Raw genomic sequence first — 17,992 nt, 5'->3', positions numbered from 1 at the left:
GGCTTCCTGGGCCTGCCGCGCGTGGGCACCGAGGTGCTGGTGGCCTTCATGGGCGGCGATCCGGACAAGCCGGTGATCGTCGGCCAGCTGTACAACGGTGCGGGACTGCCGCCGGCGCTAGGCCAGGGCGAGCTGCCGGAGAACCGCTACCTGTCCGGCATGAAAAGCCGCGAGGTGAATGGCGGCCGGGCCAATCAGCTTCGGTTTGATGATACGCCGGGGGAGATAAGTGTGCAGTTGGCTAGCGATCATGCTCGGAGCGAGTTGAATGTCGGTTTGCTGACAGAGGCGAGAGGCAAGGGAAACGGCAAATTCCGAGGCGAGGGGGCAGAGTTACGTAGTGATGCGTCGAGTGTACTTCGCGGTGCGCAGGGAGTATTAATTTCTGCAGGCAAGAACTTTAAGGACCAGACCCTGCTTGAAAGGAACGAACTTCTGGATACTGCAGAATTCGGCGAAATGTTGGTACAGCAATTGTCGAACTTGGAGGAAAAACATCTTGATCAGAAAGCTGAGGAAATAGATCACGATTTACTGCCGAAGTTTCAGGCGTGGGGCATGCCAAGTGGCGAGGAGGTGGCTGGAATCGTTGGTGTGAGCGCTTCGCAAGGAGCATTTATAGGAAGCCAGAAATCTCTTTCGGTATGCGCAAAAGATAGCTCTAAATTTGTTGGGAAAAATGTGATCACATCAGCCTCACATAACATCTTTATGAGGGCAATGCGAGGTATCAGCATATTTGCCTTCAAGATCGGAATAAAGATTATTGCCGCGTCAGGTAACGTAAAAATTCAGTCACAAGACGGCGACATCGAAATTATTTCTCTAGGGAAAATAAAGCTGATCGCTAGCGCCGGGATTGAAATTCAGGCTCCGCAAATTGATCTGATTGCTTCCGGCTGTTCAGTTAGGTACGCGGACGGAGTTATTGAGCAAAAAAGTAGCGGCAACCATATCATTAAATCCTCGAATTTTATTCATGAAGGCGGTAGTGACAGCAGTATGGACGAACTGAAATTCCCGGTGTCCAATGTAGAGCATGATCAACGCGTTCTCGTAGTTGACCTGAAGACCGAGGAGCCACTGCCAAAAAGAAAATACAGGATAGAGATCGAGGATGGCAGTGTGATTGAGGGAGAAACAGATGAGGCTGGGCTAACAGAACGCTTTTCTTCCAAGATGCCTTTTGCATCTTTCAAGATAACGATCTTGGATTAGGAGGTGTCATGGGTGCGACGATTCAACCAAAACGGACCAACGACGGACTAACCGCGGAAGGATGTTGTACGCCAAAGGAGGATCGAACTCCACAGAAAGTTCATGTGCCACCTAAAAAGGTCCTACCGATCGTCTTCCTGCCAGGGATAATGGGTAGCAATTTGATCATCTCCGAAAGCAGGCAAAAACAGCTAAATAAGAAAGATAACATAGCTTGGCGTCCGGATAGGGCGTTGGCAACAGGGATGACCATAAATGAATCCCCTGCGGAGAGGCAGTTGCGGCTGGATCCAAATGAAGCCGAAGTTGATGTTTATGATCCAGTCAAAAATCTTACCGGCTCGTCTGAAACGGCAGCGGAAAGGCATATGAACTCTTCGTTACGCGTAGGTCTAAGTGCTGCAGGAAATACCCCATTGTTAACTGATGACTTGCTAACTCAGCGTGATGGAAAATCAAAAGAGCAAAAAGCGATGTCGAGGGGTTGGGGCGAAATTTACTTTAGCAGCTACCGTAAGTTGCTGGAAAATTGCGAGACCATACTCAATAGAGATTTTGAGTGGGATTGGCAACATATTGTGGATACAGACCCAGCGACCTTTGGTGCGGCCCCGTTACCGCTCTTGCGTCCATTGAGTAGGTCCGAGAAGCAAGCTGCGTTAAAGGATTGCTTTTTTCCTGTGCATGCCATGGGTTATAACTGGCTAAAGTCCAACCGTGATTCGGCAAAACAAATTGCAATTAGAATCAAGAGATTAGTTAGCCAGTACAAATCTGAAGGATATCAATGCGAGAAAGTCATTTTGGTGACGCACTCGATGGGGGGACTGGTAGCGCGAGGTGTTGTTCATCCCGGTATCGGCAATATAAAGGATTTAGTGCTTGGTGTGGTTCATGGCGTTATGCCAGCGATAGGCGCCCCTGCCGCGTACAGGAGAATCCGGTGTGGGTTCGAGGAGGCGCTCATCCACGCTAACCCCGCGCCCAAAATACTAGGTAACTTTGGAAGCGAGGTGACGGCCGTTCTAGCAAATTCTCCAGGCGGGCTTGAGCTATTGCCCACTTCTGACTACGGAAATGATTGGTTGGAGATAAGGAAAAATGGAGTCCTCCTTAGATCTTTGCCAAAAAAGGGCGATCCTTACGGAGAAATATATTCACTGCGTGGAAGGTGGTACGGTCTACTTCGGGAAAAATGGATAAACCCGGCTGAGCTCCCAGGCATAGGATTTGAAAACACCTTGAATTTACTCGAGCAGGCAAAAAAATTTCACGAACTAATACGATCTAGTTACCATCCAGTAAGCTATGCACACTACGGAGCCGATCCAGGTCAACGATCTTGGGAAAAGATTGTTTGGGAGGTGAATGAAAGATTTGATATCGTAGCATCAGATCGTCTAGTGATTATTTTTGAAGGCCAAACGGAAATCACCATGATTGATCCAGAATGTCGGCCTCGGCTGCCAGGTCGCCTTGGCGTAAACGAAATGCTTTTGAAAGCGAAATTAGGAAAAAGCCGTGGTGCAGGCGATCAAACAGTTCCATTGCGTTCTGCAGAGTCTCAGCTCACTAGTGGAAAATTCTCCGGAATTTTTCGCCAGCTCGGTTACGATCATCAGGATAGCTACAGTAATAGTGATGCGCTACATTCTACGTTTTATTCGATTGTTAAAATAATCGCTAAAATGAGGTGGGATAATGCAGTTTAGAAAGAAATCCATTATCCTGGTGTCTATATTTCCCGTTCTTACTTCCGTATTATTCGCGGCCAGACTGGAGAAACCAATGCATGAATTTAAGATAAACGTGGTTGGGGAAACAAGGACTGTATGTTTCGGTAGGTTTTTAGTTGACGTGCCGAACAAATCAACTGTCGTGTTTGGCCCCGCGCACGTTCCTTATTATTTTGCCAGGCTTGATCACGACAAACGATCTATTGGAGAAATAATTTCTGAAAAGATTAGTGTAATCGTAGATAATCGGTGGAAGGCCTATGATGAGCTACTGGCTGAGGATTCGATGTTGGCCAAAAGTATAGATGGATCTGTACCTTACCAAAAAATCGTATTCGGAGTTAGCAATGCTATTGGGTCTGATTATAAGATTGAGTCTCTTATCCTACTTGATGGAGAATTGTTTTCGTATTGGTTGAACTCCCCATCCAAAAAAAATAGTTATGAGAAAGTCGTCAGCAACTTGAGGACGTTCGGTCTCAACTTCAGGCGTCGCACTGATGATGAGGTGCCGGTTATCCCTGGCTTGTGTGTCGATGGCGGGTTTATCACAGATAATCGAGAAGGTGGCATGGAGGGTGTTACATTAGGTATTCGCTTGCAAGAGTATTCGGATGTACATCTATCGATATCGGTCCGGAAAAAAAGTGAGTTTGTTCAATCAGACGCCTTGCCGGATATGATCAAGCGCACTGAAGAAAATTGGCGTCTGGAAGGTAAAGGCTCGTGGTTTTCCCGGGTGAAGACGCTACGCCGCGGCAAACGCTCTATCGGCGCATGGGATGGCTATGAGCTTCTCTTCCGCAAGCCCAAATCGGGACAGGAAGAGGAATCGCACGAATTTCGATTCGTTAGTCAAGGCAAGCCCGGAGATCCGCTGCTGCCATTGCTGGATGTCGAAATGCACACCGGGCTGAGAGGAAACCGAATGAGTGCGGTACGGGCCAGCATCTCTGACGAGGAAGCCATCCAAATATGGGACAAGCTGACCAGCTCCATCCGCGTACGCCCCGTCTCGGCCATCAAGTGAGAAACCAAAATGAAAAACATCATCCGCCTAGGCGACCCCACCACCCACGGCGGCGCCGTCACCAGCACCGGCGCGCCGCACTTCACTGTCAGTGGCAAGCCGGTGGCCCTGGTCGGCGACAGCTGCAGCTGCCCGATCCAGGGCCACCAGGGCTGCACCATCGTCAGCGGCAACGCCCGCCACACCATCAACGGCAAACAGGTCGCCTACCACGGCGACAAGACCAGCTGCGGCGCCACGCTGGTCTCCACCATCGGCACCTTCAGCAGCGCCTGACCCCGCATCTTTTCCCAGCGGCAAACGCGCGCTGAGCCTCCTTGCGAAAACGTACACTGGCCTCCCATCGCAGTCCAACGTCAACAAGGAGACCACCATGAGCCACACTCTGGCAGCAGTATTCGAAACCCGCTCCGACGCCGAGCGCGCCAAGGCCGAACTGGTGTCCGGCGGCTTCGCCATCAACGACATCAGCCTGAGCGATTCCACCACCGTGGCATCCAGCGCAGAGTCGCGCACGCACGACGACGACTCCATCACCGGTAGTATCAAGCACTTCTTCCAGAAGCTGTTCGGCGACGAGCACGAGGACCGCCATATCTACGCCGGCGCCGTCAGCCGCGGCCACGTGGTCCTGACCGTGCAGACCATCACCGAGGATGAAGCCGATCGCGCCTCCGACATCATCGAAGCCTTCAGCCCGCTGGACATCGACGAGCACGAGACCGACTGGCGCAGCGGCGCCTGGACCGGCGCCGACGCCATGCGCAGCGGCGTGGGCATGTCCCAGGCCGGCCTGGGCGCGCAGCAAAGCAGCTCGCTGCAGTCGTCCAGCTCCAGCGCCCCGCTGCAGCCGCAAGGCGCGCCCCTGCAGCCGCAGGGCGACCTGGGCCGCTCGCAGCAAGGCCTGTCCAGCTCCGATTCGCTGCAGCGCGAAAGCACCCTGGGCAACGCCCTGGGCGTGAACGACCCGCTCAGCGCCGGCCAGCGCACCGAGCGCAGCACCAGCCGCGTCTACCCGCGCAGCAGCGTGCCGCCTGCGCCCAACGAGGACAGCCTGGCCATCCAGCGCGGCGGCGACTTCAATGACGAGGACGACCTCTACTTCCGCTCGCACTGGGACAAGACCTATTCCTACGCCGGCGGCACTTACCAGGAATTCGACCCCGCTTACCGCTACGGCCACAGCATGGCTGGCAGCTCGGCCTACCAGGGCCGCTCCTGGGACGACGCCGAAAACGACCTACGCGGCACCTGGGAGCGCAGCTACCCGCAATCGAGCTGGGACAAGTTCAAGGACGCCGTGCGCGAGGGCTGGGATCGCATCACTCGCTGACAGGCAGCAGGGGGGGGCGGCTGCCGGCAGGCGGTAGGCAGTGGTCGAGTGTCAGACTGGGCGCTCCCTGCCGCGTGAAGGAGGCTGACATGGCGCAAGGCCTGATACAGCTGCCCGATGATTACTTAGCCGATGGCTACACCACCGGCGTCGTGCCCGCCATCGTCCAGGTGACGGGCTTCATCGACTTCTCCGGCGACGCCTACTTGTCGCCATCATCGGCAACGGGTTGATGACAAGCCGTATGGCTAGTTGAAGTTGAAGCGGGTCCGGTGTTTGGCCAGGTATTGTTGATTGCCCTCGGTGAGGGCGTAGATGTGCGTGAACCGATCCAGCGAGAAGATGCGGCGGTCTTCGCTGTCCAACTGCTCGCTGACCTGCAGTGCGCCGCTGTTCGAGAAGCTGATCAGGCCACGATCGAACAGGCGGTCGATGTGCGGCGCCAGCAGCAGGCCGTTGTCGGGATCCAGCCGCGCGACGTTGTCGCACAGCGCCCACGCGTCGATGTGGGAGGCGACCATGAGGTCCACATTTTTGAGCCCCGTCAGCGCGCATTTCCCTTGCCAGCGCTGGATCAAGTCTGCTCTGAACTTGCCTTGGCCGATGCGTGCTTGTACCAGCGCCGTGCGCGTGGTTGCGGGAAGTTTTTTCGGTGCGGCTTCGGCCGCGTCGATCAGCGTTTGTTCGAACAAGCCAGATTGCTGCACCGTCTCCAGCAAGAATAGCGCGGCGTCCTGGGGCAGATGCGCCATGTAAATCTGGTTCAGGGTCGCCTTGCTGTTGAAGACGGAGGGCCGGGTGCGCGTGTCGAAGCGCCTGATGAACTCCGCCGAGATTTCGTCGCGGTGCACCTTGCGGTCGAACTCGATGATGTTCACGTCCACCCGGTAGCCTATGCTTTCCCACTCGTTGAAGGATGAGGTCTGCGGCCGCGCTGCGCGGAAGGAGTCTGCGGTAGCGACCGCCAAGAAGCTGATGCGTTGGTCGTACCAGCAGAAGATGATATCGCCCGCCTTTACCTGCCGCACGTTGTCCCAGTGCAGACGCGTGACGGGCTTGCTTCCCGATACAGCGCTATCCGGTGCCCACAAGAAGTGCTGATCAATTACGGTCCTGTACGTGGTGCCGACGTTCACCCAGTAGAACTCCATCTACGACCTTTGGTAGTTTTCCTTTTGGCATCATACTATTGATCGGCACTGGCGGGTTCTTTTTAGTATCAGCCACTGCCAGCAATGCTGTGGAACTGAAAGCCCGGTCACCGAGTCTCATCTATCATCAAGGAGACGCGAATGACCGAGTACGAAATCAACTGCGTGCGTAAGCTTCCCCGTCGGCCCTACCGTCGCGACCCCCACGAGCAAATTACCCACATCGGCAACACTCACAATCAGTGGATGATCACGCGGGAGTCGGCGATTGACAGGATCGCGTCCATGACTCAGGCGTTCTACGTTGCCGATGAGGTCACAGGCGAACGCTTCTATGTCGCCGTCGTCATTGAGGCGAAAACCGAGCCTTATTTGCGAGCCCCTAATCAGGACGAGCTTTTTAATGATGAGTTGCTCATGCTTCGGGCCTGCGGCGATGATTGTGAGCTGATCTAGACCTCGTCGATCCCGGTCAGGGTGAACCGGCCCGGAAATCTGGGAGTCTCCAATCTTTGAGAGAATGGAGCCATGAACAAGAAATCTGCACGATATTCTCCTGAGGTGATGGAGCGCGCTGTACGTATGGTCGAGGAATCGGCAAGCCAGCATGATTCGCAGTGGGCGGCGATCACGTCCATCGTCAACAAGATCAGCTCTACGCCGGAAACCCTGCGGCGTTGGGTACGGGAGCATTACAGCCTATCTTGGCTGCGATGGACGTGATCGCCGCCCAGTGCGACTCGTACTCGCTGCCTGCCTCTTGGACCATGCGCACGGCGCGCTCCATCACTTCCGGGAAATATCGGACTGATTTCTTCATGGTGGCTCCATTTTCTCAAATGTCGAAGCCTCCTTCAAACCCGGGGCGATTCAAGACTTTCAAGCAAGCAATACAAAGACTTAGGCTCGCTAGCTGAAATATTGCGGCTTACAAATTACACGCTATATGTGTGGTCCGTAGCCACTTTATGCACCCGCACCAAAGTACGGGCCCTAGCGCACAAACTTCGTAGCTCGCTACGACTTGCAATATCCGTATATGGTTGGTACTATGTGCTGGACTTCTTTCTTTTCGACAGCACGATGGCCTCAATCGATACCCCAGCCGCACGGGCTTTCTGGCAACTCGCAGACCTTACACGTCTCGATGGTGTCTACGACAGCCAACTGTTCGCACTAGCCTGGCTCGCCGCTGGGCGCATGGTGACCTTGCGACAAGCTGGGGATATTTCTTCGATTGAAGAACTCGTCGATTCGGCAGTTTGGTTGAAGTTGCTGGAAGCAGGATTTCCGACGGAAGCCCATCAACTTGTCGAAGTAAATCGGAAATCCGCTTTAAATCATGACATCGATAGGCAAGCAGTAGCGGTCGTTTCCGCGCTGGACAGGGAACTTGGCGAGCAGTGTTGGGATGTCTTGTCTTGCCTCTCCGTATCATCAGGTCGCCGTGGCGAGGCAGAAGGCACGTTGATACCGGAGCTGTCTTCCTTGTTACTGGATTTGGTTGGCGCACCACCGGACAGTGAAGTCTGGATACCATTCGACGTTAAGGGACAGTTGACCATCGAGGCGCTGCGTCGCGGCTGGCGAGTTCTTGCAACCTCGCCAATGGCATTCAATCCGCTGTTCCAACAGCTCCTTTTGACGATTGAAACAGGGGACCCGCAGCCGCGAACTGTCCGGATGGAATTTGGCGGTGGCGAGGCAGACTCTCCAGCACTGGTTGCTGACTATGGCCTCATCGTTCCGCCATTTGGAGTGCTGGTAAACGACGACCGGATGTGGGGCTGGGACATCAGAGGAACTCGCCCCTACCAGCAATTTACGCGTAGCGAATCCTGGGCGTTGGTTGAATTCGTGAATCGCATCAAGCAGCGAGCGGTTTTTGTGGCACCGCAAGGCGTTTTGTTCGCCACAGGCCAAGAACAGCGCTTGCGCGACTATCTACTAAACCGTAGACGTCCATCGAGCACGCTCAATACAGTTATTGCCTTGCCGCCGGGCACGTTCGGCGCGACGACGATACCCGGTGCCATTCTCACGTTCAGCGCTGATGGGCCAACTGATGCCGTTTTTATGGCCGACCTTGTCAGCGGCCGCCGTCTACTCCAGGAGGCTGGGGATATCTTGTCGGGGGCCCACGAGATGATCCTTGAACAGCGCACAACCGATAAGGCTCGGCAGGTAAGTCGCGACGAAATCGGGGCAAACGAGCTGAGCTTGGCCCCTTCGCGCTATCTGAGGAAAGTCGTTGACCTGGGGGATGAGGTAGTCAAACTTGGCGACCTCTTCGAAGCAGTGCGGCCGTTAGCCACTTCCAGAGATATCAGCCCGTTCGAAGTTGTCGAAGTGGGGCTGCCGGACATGAATAAATGGCAGCCTATCAGTCATGCCATCGCCAAGACGACTTACCTGAAATCTGCCCCCAAGGATTCTGCGCTGGTCAGGCCTGGGGACGTCGTGATTGCCATCAAAGGTTCGGTCGGGCGAGTCGCGCTGATGGGCTCGTCTGCACAGCACCGGCCAACCGTGGTGTCGCAGAGCTGTCTCGCATTACGCCGGAATCCCAATCAGGGCGATAAACACCTGTCACCCGAGATGCTCGTCATGTATCTCAAGTCACCCCACGGTCAGTCTCAGCTAGCTGGCCTGCAAGTTGGCGCAGGGGTACCGCACATTAGCCCCAACACGCTCCAAAGCGCTGTCTCGATACCGGTACCGTCGGTAGAGCAGTGCAGGCAAATCCAACATGACTATGAGCGACTGTGCGAGCTAGAGCAGCAGATTGCCGACCTAGAGGAAGAAATCACGGACATCGCTCGGCGACGCTGGCCGGGTGATGCAGGCTGAGAGACCAATGGTATGAAACGACAAGAATCACGCCCATACCGCGGCAGGTGTCGCCCCACTGATGGGACCCACTGCGCACAAGATGAAGATGTTGGAGGAACAAGTGAAATGAAGAAAAACAATACCTTACGGCGAAAAGCGGCGGGACTGGTAGACATTTGCGTACTCAATGGGTACCATACTACCAACAACACCCGCCACGCCTCTCCACGATGCGCACCAGGCGGGTTTCTCGTTTCTGGGGACGGAAATGGCATTCACTAAGCCGTCCCTCAGCGTCGATGCGCAAATCGACCTACTGCAAAAGCGCGGCATGACGGTTCCTGACCGTGCTCGCGCCAAGCACTACCTCAGCCATATCAACTATTACCGCTTGCGGGCCTACTGGTTGCCGTTCGAGACCGAACCGAACAACGGGGACGACCACGCCTTCGTGCCTGGCACCAACTTCGAGACAGTGCTGGCGACCTATGTGTTCGACCGCGAGCTGCGTTTGTTGTTGCTGGATGCTATCGAACGGGTAGAAATCTCGCTGCGCACCACGCTAGCCCAGCATCTGGCTGACCGCTATGGCGCCTTTGCGCATGATGACCCAACCCTTTTTAACAACCTAGAGGATTGGGGTATTAGCAAGGGTGAGTTGCTCAAAGAATATCAGCGCAGCCGTGAAACCTTCGCCAAGCACTACCGTAGCCGTTACCCAGAACTCAGCACGCCGCCCATATGGGTTTCCGCCGAGTTGATGACGTTGGGTCATCTATCGCGCTGGCTCAAGAACTTAAAGCACGCTGAGGACCGCCAGCGCATTGCTAATCCGTATGGACTGGATGAACGCGTTCTGGTCTCGTTTGCTCACCACCTTACCGTGGTTCGCAACCACTGCGCGCACCACGGCCGGGTTTGGAACCGACGCTTTGCATTCCGCTTTGCGCCCCCCAGCAAGAAGCCGAAAAACATCGCGGCCGCGTTTAACCCTGGCGAAACCCAGCTGCTCTACAACACATTGACCATGCTGGCTTACCTGCTCGACCTGATGAGCCCGAACCATACCTGGCGCCGGCAAGTCCGCGACCTAATTACGGTACACCCGGAGATTGATACCACGCGGATGGGCTTTCCCGCGGATTGGCAGCAGCGCAGTTTGTGGGTGCTAGCAGCGTAGGCGCGCCGAAACACCATGAACACAAAACCTTACCAAATATTATTTAGGCCTAAATAGGTCGCAAAAAAATCATGGCCAATACACTTACCCTCGAAACCCTCGAATCCTGGCTCTGGGAATCCGCCAACATCCTGCGCGGTTCTATCGACTCGTCCGACTTCAAGAACTACATCTTCGGCCTTCTGTTCCTAAAGCGCTTCAACGATGTATTCGAAGAGCGCGTGGCCAAGCTGATGAGGGAAGAAAGCATCAGCCGCGAAGAGGCCTATGCCGAAGTCAGCGACGACATTGGCGCCTTTCCGGTCACCACCCGCTGGGAATGGCTCATTACCCGTACTGAGAACATCGGCGAAGCGCTCGACAAGGCCTTCCACGACATCGAAGCCGGGGTGAAAGGCAACGACCTGCAACATGTGCTCACCGCCACCCAGTATGGCGACAAGCGCGTGCTGTCCGACCATACCCTCCAACGGCTGTTGCGCCACTTTAACCAGTACAAGCTCGGCAATGACGACCTCTACAAGGCCGACATGCTGGGCGATGCTTACGAATACCTCATTAAGCAGTTCGCCGACGATGCCGGAAAGAAGGGCGGCGAGTTCTACACCCCTAAGGGCGTAGTTCAGCTGGTGGTGGAACTCCTCGACCCGCAGCCGGGCATGAGCGTGTACGACCCCACTTGTGGTAGTGGCGGCATGCTGGTGGAAAGCGCCCACCATATCGCCAAGCTGCCGGGCGGCCTGCTGCTGGGCGATAAGCCCAATGTACTGCTGTACGGCCAGGAAAAAAACCTGGGCACCTGGGCTATCGCCAAGCTCAACCTCTACCTGCATAACATGCGGGCCGAGATTGAGCGCGGTGACACCCTGGTCGAGCCCAAGCATCTTGATGGCGACTACCTCAAGACCTTCGACCGAGTGATTGCCAACCCGCCGTTCTCGGCTAAAGCCTGGTGGGCCCCGCTGGAATTGGCCAACGAGGCCGAGCAGGAAAGCGACAAGAAGCCCAAGGCGCCGAACTATAAACAGGTCAGCGACCACTATGGCCGCTTCGTCTATGGCATCCCGCCCCGTGGTTATGCCGACCTGGCCTTCGCCCAGCACATGCTGGCCAGTCTCAAGGCCGACGGCCGCATGGGTGTCATCCTGCCGCATGGTGTGCTATTCCGTGGCGGCGAAGAAGGCAAGATTCGCGAAGGATTGCTGTTTGGCACCGATGCTGCCAGCGGTAACCAGCCCGGTGACCTTATCGAGGCCATCATCGGCCTACCCTCGGCCCTGTTCTATAACACCAGCATCCCTGCCTGCGTGCTGATTCTGAACAAGCGAAAGCCCATCGCACTCAAGAGGAAAGTCATCATTATTGATGCAAGTGCAGACTTTGGTGATGACAAGGTACAGAACAGGCTCCGCCCCGAGGACATCGCTCGTATTGCCAGTACGCACAAAGCAGCCTTCGAGCGCCAGATGGAGGTGGAGAACTACTGCAGGGTGGTAACGTTGGATGAAATCCGCAACAACGATTGCAACCTCAACATTGCCCGCTACATCGACAACGGCGAAACCGAAGAGACCGTTGATGTGGCCGCCACCTTGTGCCAATTGGCGGCACTGGCCTTAGAAGAAGCGCAGATTGATGCGCGATTGAATAGCTATCTAGCCGAACTGGGGCTACTGGAGGTTTGCGCATGATTCGTTCTGATGGCGATTCGTTCCAAGATACGCCGGTTGGCCCAATCGCATCCGAGTGGGAAATGGGGGTGGTTGGCGACTTTGTTGCTGTGCTTCAAGCAGGAGTGAGTGTCAACGCAGTCGAAACCGACACCGGCTGCATTGGCAATGAAATTGGTGTTTTGAAGACCAGTGCGGTACTGCGAGGTAAGTTTCTGCCTGAACAACACAAAGTTGTCATTCCTGAAGATGCGGATAGAGTTGCAACAAGTGTTGTCGGCGACCGAATCATTATCAGCCGTATGAATACGCCTGCGCTTGTCGGTGAATCAGGTTATGTAGATAAGGACGCTCCCAACCTTTTCCTCCCTGACCGCTTGTGGCAAACCGAACCATCCGAGCGACCCCACTCCCAACGTTGGTTGTCTTACTGGTTGCAGCATCCGGGCATGCGCCGGTTAATTGCTGCCGGCGCAACAGGAACTAGCAACAGCATGAAGAACATATCGAAAGAGACAGTTCTCTCGTTGCCGATTCCCCGTACACCACTCCCCGAACAACAAAAAATCGCCGCCATACTCACGGCTGTGGACGATAAGCTGGACGTTATTGCCCGCCAGATTGAAGCCACCCAGACCCTCAAACGCGGGCTGATGCAAATCCTGTTCAGCCGGGGTGTTGGCACCCAAGATGCCAACGGTGAATGGCTATCGCATACAGAATTCAAGCGCATATCGTCACAGTCTGTTCCTGCGCTATGGAACCCTAAGCGGCTTGGCGATATTGCTCCACTGATTAGGCGCCCCGTTGAAATTGACCCTGACGCAATTTACCCAGAGCTTGGGCTGCGCTCCTATGGCAAGGGAACCTTTCACAAGCCGGCGCTCTTGGGCTCCGAGGTCGGCAACAAACGGCTATTCCAGATTAGGGCTGGCGACCTACTGTTCTCCAACGTGTTCGCATGGGAAGGTGCAGTTGCGGTGGCCAGGCCCGAGGACGACGGTCGCTATGGCTCGCATAGGTATATTACTTGCGTCGTGGATGCGACCCAAGCTGACACCGCCTTTTTATTCAAGTATCTGACGACACCTGCCGGCATTGCCTCACTTACATTGGCCTCACCGGGAGGCGCCGGAAGGAACAAAACACTTGGGTTAAGCGCGTTGGCCAACATCATTGCGCCGCTTCCGCCTCTCGCCGAGCAGCGGAAGATTAGTCAGATTCTTGATGACGTTGACACCAAACTCCGGACGCTTGATTCGAAACAAGCGGCATGTGGCGCGTTGAAGCGCGGTCTGATGCAGAAGCTGCTGACCGGCGAGTGGTGGGTCAAGCTGGAAGCTGAAACTGTCACCGCATAAATAGCCGTCACAACAAGAACACGAAGGAGAAAGTCCAAATGGGCAGTGCAGAAAAGACCGGTGTCGAAGCCCCAGCCATCGAATGGCTGGTTAAGCTGGGCTACACCCACCAACCCGGTAGCGAGATTCAGGTTGAATACCGCCACCTCGCCCCGGTGCTGGAAGATGTCCTCACGCCCCGGCTGCTGTCGCTGAATCCATGGTTGGCCAAGGCACCGGGTGGCGTCAGCGCGGCATTGGTAGAACTACACAAGCGGGTCAACGACGAACTGCTGCCGGCCAACAAGGCCTTCTGGGAACAGGTAGTGCATCGCTCCGACATTCAGGTGAAGGACGCCGACGGCAAGCCGCGCAGTGTGCGCTTCTTCGATGCCCGCACCGCCGCCAACAACGATTTCCACGTGGTTGACCAATACGTGGGCCGCAATGCCGGCGACGATGTGTTCCGGCCCGACCTGTTGTTGTTCGTGAACGGTCTGCCAATGGCCATCATCGAGTGCAAGGCCAGCCACCATCGGCTCGATGAGGCGCTAGCACAGCTGGATGGCTATCGCGCAACCTTCCCGGCCCAGTTTGTGTTCAACCAGGTCAGCGTAGGGCTGAACCGTCGCCAAGGGCTGTACGGCGCCATTTTCACGCCACCCGCTTTCTACGCCCATTACCGCCTGCAGGACGGTGAGCGTGCCGAGGTGGCCAAACGGCTGGGGGCTGAACCCAGCGAACAGGACGAGCTGCTGTGGGCCTTGTTCGAGCCCACCCGTTTCCTCGAGCTCATCACTCATTTCGTTCTGTTCGAGACCCGCGACGGCAAGACGGTCAAGAAGCTGCCGCGTTACCAGCAGTGGCGGGCCGTCCGAAAGGCCATTGCGCGCTTGACGGTCCCCAAACCCATCGGTGGCGTGGTTTGGCACACCCAGGGTAGCGGCAAGTCGCTGACCATGGCACTGCTGGCCCGTATGCTGCGCGCCGAAAGCACCGGCCTCAACAACCCGACCGTGCTGGTACTCACAGACCGGCGTGACCTCGACAAGCAAATCTTCGATACCTTCCACGCTGTCGGCATCCAGGCCATCCAGGCTGTGTCGGTCGATGGTTTGGTGAAGATGCTGTCCAACGATTACGGCAGCGTATTCACCAGCACGGTGCAGAAATTCCAGGAGAGCGAATCGTCGGCAGAAGCGCCCCCCATCGCCGCGACCGACGAGGAAGACGATACCTTCCAGACCACCCGTTATCGGCGGGTGCGGGTGGACAAGGACTTCTTCATGGTTGAGGAGCGTAACGCTCACTTCGGCCTGCACGACGCTGATGGCACGTTGTTACCGGCCAAGTGGGAGGAAGTCCGCCGTGAGAAGGTGCATTTCCGGGTACTGAGCGCTAAGCCAAACTTCTATGTACTGGTTGATGAGGCTCACCGCAGCCAGTACGACTTCCTGGCAGCCTTCATGCGCGCCAGCCTGCCAAACGCCAAGTTCATTGCCTTCACCGGCACGCCGCTGCTGAATGAGGACAAGCACACGCTGGGTGAGTTTGGCGGCGACAGCTATATCGACGAATACCGGCTGCACGAGGCCGTGGCCGATGGCGCGACCTTGCCCATCAAATATCAGGACGCGTGGGTAGCGCTGGCACCCAATGCCAAACTGGACCAAGCCTTCAAGGACCAGTTCGCCAAGGAGAGCGAAGCCCGTCAGCATGCGCTGAAGAAGAAATTACTGGCGCGCTGGCGCCAGGCCGGCGACCGCATGGAGCAGGTTGCCAACCATCTGGTCGAGCACTTCCTGACCAATGTGCAGGCCAAGGGCCTGAAGGCCATGCTGGTATGCGATGGCCGCGATATGGCGGTGCGCTACAAGGATTTGCTCGACGACATCATGGACGAGCGTGCTGCGCAGGGATTGCCCACTTTCCAAAGCAGAGTAGTGGTATCGCTGGCTAGCATGACGGCCTCGCGCACGGGCGCATCGGTGCAGGAGGCCGCGGCCGAGTACAAGGTCAGCCCGGATAAAGTGCAGTCTATCGAAGAACGGGTGAAGGCGGAAATCAAGGCTGGCGAGGAACCGGTGGCGATGCCGTTTGAGCAGATTGCCAACTTCGTCAGCAAGCTTTTCCCGCTGCCCTATGGCGATGAAACCAAGGCCAAGGATGGCCAGGTCCATGCCAACAACGTCGGCCTTATCATCGTGTCCGACATGCTGCTAACAGGATGGGACGCGCCCATCGTCGGCACAATGTACCTCGACAAGCCGCTCAAGGAACATGCCCTGCTGCAAGCCATTGCGCGGGTGAACCGCACCATGGCCGGCAAGAATGCCGGCTATATCGTGGATTACCACGGCGTTGTCGAACACCTCGACCATGCACTGAAGATTTACGGCGGCGAGGTACAGCCGACCCAAGTCTGGGAAGGGGTGGAAAGCGAGCTACCCAAGCTGCAGGCGACTCTCAACCGCATCTTGAAGCTGCTGCCCACGAAGCATGACCCAGTGAAGCAGCGGGAAGACTACAAGGATGATGCCGAACGCTATCTCGACCCGGCCAACCGGCTGGACGCCGTCGAGGAGTTTCTGGAACTGGTAAAGCAATTCAATCGCAGCATCGACATCATCCTGCCCGATGTACGTGGCTTGCCATTCAAGCCCTACTTCACACTCTTCGCCGAAATCCGCCTAATGCTGCGCGACAAGCTGCCGGGCGCTACCCACCGCGAGCGCATCACCAAGCTGGAATCGGTGCTGCTGCAGCAATTGTTGGACGAATACATTGCCGCCAGCCCAGCCAAGAGCTTGTTGGGCAAGGAAGTGTCGATTCTCAATGCGGCCGACATGGCTCGCCTGAAAAAGCTGGCCAGCCCCGGTAGTCAGGCGCTGGTGATGAAGAACCAGCTGAAGCACACCATCGTCACCGGTCGCGACAAAGACCCTGCGTTCTTCGACAAACTGGCTGAAGAGCTGGAAAAGCTACTGGCGGAAGAGAAAGCCGGCCGTATCTCGCAAGCGCAGTTCCTTGAGCAGCTCGACCTATTCGGTCAGCGCATCAAGGACAAAGACAACACCGGCTTCGCCAACCCCGCCCATTCGGCGGTATTCCACTATCTGGAATCGCATCTGGCCAGCGATGCGGCCCGCGTTGCCACTACCAAGCTTTTCGAGGATGCCGACCTGAGCCACGCCATGGCATCGGGCAACTGGAAGCAGATGCCCGACCTACACCCGGAAATGAAAAAGCGGATTGGTGGCTTGCTAGTACCGCTTGCCGGCTGGCAGCGCTCGGTGGCTCGCGGCCACGCCGGCCATATCCTGACCATCTTGCTGAAGAACTGACCCATGCCACTGCTGCAATACGGCCAGACCACCATCGAGTGGCAGTTCCAACCGGATGCCAAGCTCAAGCGTCACTACGTGACCGTGGAGCGCGGTCGACCCGTGCTGCTGCGTGGACCGTTGGTCGGCGAGCCAGAGCAGGAGGCGCTGGTGCGTCGCCGCGCCCGCTGGATACGCGAGAAACTGGCTCTGGTGAATCTGCCACAGTCCAATGAGCCAATTGTGACCGGCAGTCGGCTTCGTTATTGCGGGCGCAGCTATTTCACCGAGGTGCGGCACGCACCTGAGCTAGCGAAGCCAAAGTTGGCCTTCACCGCATCGCGCTTCGTAATCGAAAATCCGGACGGCTGCAGCATTGAGCAGGACAAGCTGGCGCAAATTCTAGAGCGTTTTTACCGAGAGCGTGCCCACGAGAAGCTGCTGATGCGACTACGGCACTGGGAGCGGGAAACAGGCCTTCAGGCCCATAGCGCCCGCGTCCGTCATTTCCAGAGCCGTTGGGCGAGCTGTGATGTGCACAATGTGCTGGAGTTTCACCCCCGGATAATGGAGCTACCGGCGAGTGTGCAGGATTACATCCTAGTACACGAGCTGTGCCATACCGTCGAAAAGAACCACACCAAGACGTTTTGGGCGCTGGTAGCGAGGCATATGCCGGATTGGCACCGCCAGCATGAGGTGTTAGAACGGGCTGTCTTTGGAGATGCGGTATAGCGTCAGGGTTTGCTGCTGAGACACCAGCGCAAGGGTGCAGGTTTCTTTGAGCGGCCGGAGATTCTAGGGAGGTGGAGGGTAAGGCGGGTAGCGCAGGTTGAGGATGCAATTCACTCCGTGTTGAAGGCTTGGGGCCGGTGGAAGGAGGATGCACCGGGCGATGAGTGGTTCGTAACTACGCTTGATGAAATCCAGTCTGTGATTCACTTTTTGACCAAGTGAACTTGTCAATACCAAGGGCCACCCTGAAGAGCTTCAAAATCAGCATTGATAGTCCAGTTAAATAAAACACAAAGGGCCCATAAGTTTCTCAACTTATGGGCCCTGATTTCTCAGCTTATGCGTTCATCTACAGTGACGATCAAACGTAAGCGGCCAGCCGCCCCACCTGTTCAGCAGGATCAGGACTGCGTAGAGTTCGGAAATGGCAGCAGCGAGTCGATC

The 17,992-nt window shown here is 56.1% G+C and carries 15 protein-coding genes and 2 pseudogenes; 15 read left to right on the top strand and 2 right to left on the bottom strand.

The genetic code is table 11. From position 1 onward, the window contains the following. The 6 genes from ACLB1G_RS27660 to ACLB1G_RS27635 all read left to right on the top strand — a co-directional run. Window positions 1-1,218: type VI secretion system Vgr family protein (locus tag ACLB1G_RS27660; protein WP_491630494.1), on the top strand; the 1,218-nt coding region annotated here is incomplete at its 5' end. An 8-nt stretch (window positions 1,219-1,226) separates the two neighbouring features. Next, window positions 1,227-2,930: an esterase/lipase family protein gene (locus ACLB1G_RS27655; RefSeq protein WP_491630493.1), complete on the top strand. Its 1,704-nt coding sequence runs from the start codon at window positions 1,227-1,229 to the stop codon at window positions 2,928-2,930. A 76-nt stretch (window positions 2,931-3,006) separates the two neighbouring features. After that, window positions 3,007-3,984, top strand: coding sequence for a T6SS immunity protein Tli4 family protein (locus ACLB1G_RS27650; protein ID WP_491630492.1), 978 nt, complete (start codon window positions 3,007-3,009; stop codon window positions 3,982-3,984). A gap of 9 nt (window positions 3,985-3,993) precedes the next feature. Continuing rightward, a complete protein-coding gene (locus tag ACLB1G_RS27645) occupies window positions 3,994-4,260 on the top strand; it encodes a PAAR domain-containing protein (protein WP_491630491.1) in 267 nt (88 codons plus the stop codon). A 97-nt stretch (window positions 4,261-4,357) separates the two neighbouring features. After that, entirely contained in the window at window positions 4,358-5,317 is a 960-nt protein-coding gene (locus ACLB1G_RS27640) for a hypothetical protein (protein ID WP_491630490.1), read from the top strand. 89 nt (window positions 5,318-5,406) lie between these two features. Further along, window positions 5,407-5,550: a hypothetical protein gene (locus ACLB1G_RS27635; protein WP_491630489.1), complete on the top strand. Its 144-nt coding sequence runs from the start codon at window positions 5,407-5,409 to the stop codon at window positions 5,548-5,550. A gap of 15 nt (window positions 5,551-5,565) precedes the next feature. On the opposite strand, the gene ACLB1G_RS27630 is transcribed toward ACLB1G_RS27635, so the two are convergent. Further along, the gene (locus ACLB1G_RS27630; protein WP_491630488.1) at window positions 5,566-6,468 is read right to left on the bottom strand and encodes an HNH endonuclease; all 903 of its coding nucleotides are present in this window, start codon (window positions 6,466-6,468) and stop codon (window positions 5,566-5,568) included. A gap of 141 nt (window positions 6,469-6,609) precedes the next feature. Here ACLB1G_RS27630 and ACLB1G_RS27625 point away from each other — a divergent pair, with 141 nt between their 5' ends. Continuing rightward, window positions 6,610-6,924 carry a DUF3892 domain-containing protein gene (locus ACLB1G_RS27625; protein ID WP_491630487.1) on the top strand — a complete coding sequence of 105 codons (315 nt, stop codon included), beginning with the start codon at window positions 6,610-6,612 and terminating at the stop codon, window positions 6,922-6,924. Window positions 6,925-6,996: 72 nt separating this feature from the next. Continuing rightward, a pseudogene (locus tag ACLB1G_RS27620) lies at window positions 6,997-7,158 on the top strand (IS3 family transposase); the annotation flags it as partial. A gap of 1 nt (window position 7,159) precedes the next feature. Here ACLB1G_RS27620 and ACLB1G_RS27615 read toward each other — a convergent pair. Beyond that, window positions 7,160-7,288 (bottom strand): annotated as a pseudogene (locus ACLB1G_RS27615) (IS3 family transposase); the annotation flags it as partial. A gap of 263 nt (window positions 7,289-7,551) precedes the next feature. Here ACLB1G_RS27615 and ACLB1G_RS27610 point away from each other — a divergent pair. The 7 genes from ACLB1G_RS27610 (at window position 7,552) to ACLB1G_RS27580 (ending at window position 17,770) form a co-directional block, all read left to right on the top strand. Next, window positions 7,552-9,318 carry a type I restriction-modification system subunit M/S gene (locus tag ACLB1G_RS27610; RefSeq protein ID WP_491630486.1) on the top strand — a complete coding sequence of 589 codons (1,767 nt, stop codon included), beginning with the start codon at window positions 7,552-7,554 and terminating at the stop codon, window positions 9,316-9,318. Window positions 9,319-9,568: 250 nt separating this feature from the next. After that, window positions 9,569-10,480: an Abi family protein gene (locus ACLB1G_RS27605; protein ID WP_491630485.1), complete on the top strand. Its 912-nt coding sequence runs from the start codon at window positions 9,569-9,571 to the stop codon at window positions 10,478-10,480. 71 nt (window positions 10,481-10,551) lie between these two features. Beyond that, window positions 10,552-12,171 carry a type I restriction-modification system subunit M gene (locus tag ACLB1G_RS27600; protein ID WP_491630484.1) on the top strand — a complete coding sequence of 540 codons (1,620 nt, stop codon included), beginning with the start codon at window positions 10,552-10,554 and terminating at the stop codon, window positions 12,169-12,171. Next, window positions 12,168-13,511, top strand: coding sequence for a restriction endonuclease subunit S (locus ACLB1G_RS27595; protein WP_491630483.1), 1,344 nt, complete (start codon window positions 12,168-12,170; stop codon window positions 13,509-13,511). The genes ACLB1G_RS27600 and ACLB1G_RS27595 overlap by 4 nt, the downstream gene beginning before the upstream one ends. A gap of 38 nt (window positions 13,512-13,549) precedes the next feature. Then, the gene (locus ACLB1G_RS27590) at window positions 13,550-16,834 is read left to right on the top strand and encodes a type I restriction endonuclease subunit R (protein ID WP_491630482.1); all 3,285 of its coding nucleotides are present in this window, start codon (window positions 13,550-13,552) and stop codon (window positions 16,832-16,834) included. Between the two features lie 3 nt (window positions 16,835-16,837). After that, on the top strand, window positions 16,838-17,548 hold the full coding sequence (locus ACLB1G_RS27585; RefSeq protein WP_491630481.1) for a YgjP family zinc-dependent metalloprotease: 711 nt from the start codon (window positions 16,838-16,840) through the stop codon (window positions 17,546-17,548). A gap of 9 nt (window positions 17,549-17,557) precedes the next feature. Then, entirely contained in the window at window positions 17,558-17,770 is a 213-nt protein-coding gene (locus ACLB1G_RS27580; RefSeq protein WP_491630480.1) for a GIY-YIG nuclease family protein, read from the top strand. The last annotated feature ends 222 nt before the right edge of the window (window positions 17,771-17,992 follow it).

The organism is Duganella kummerowiae (genome assembly GCF_053572355.1).
The sequence above is the reverse complement of the archived record's forward strand: the minus strand, read 5'-3'. Positions and strand labels throughout refer to the sequence as shown.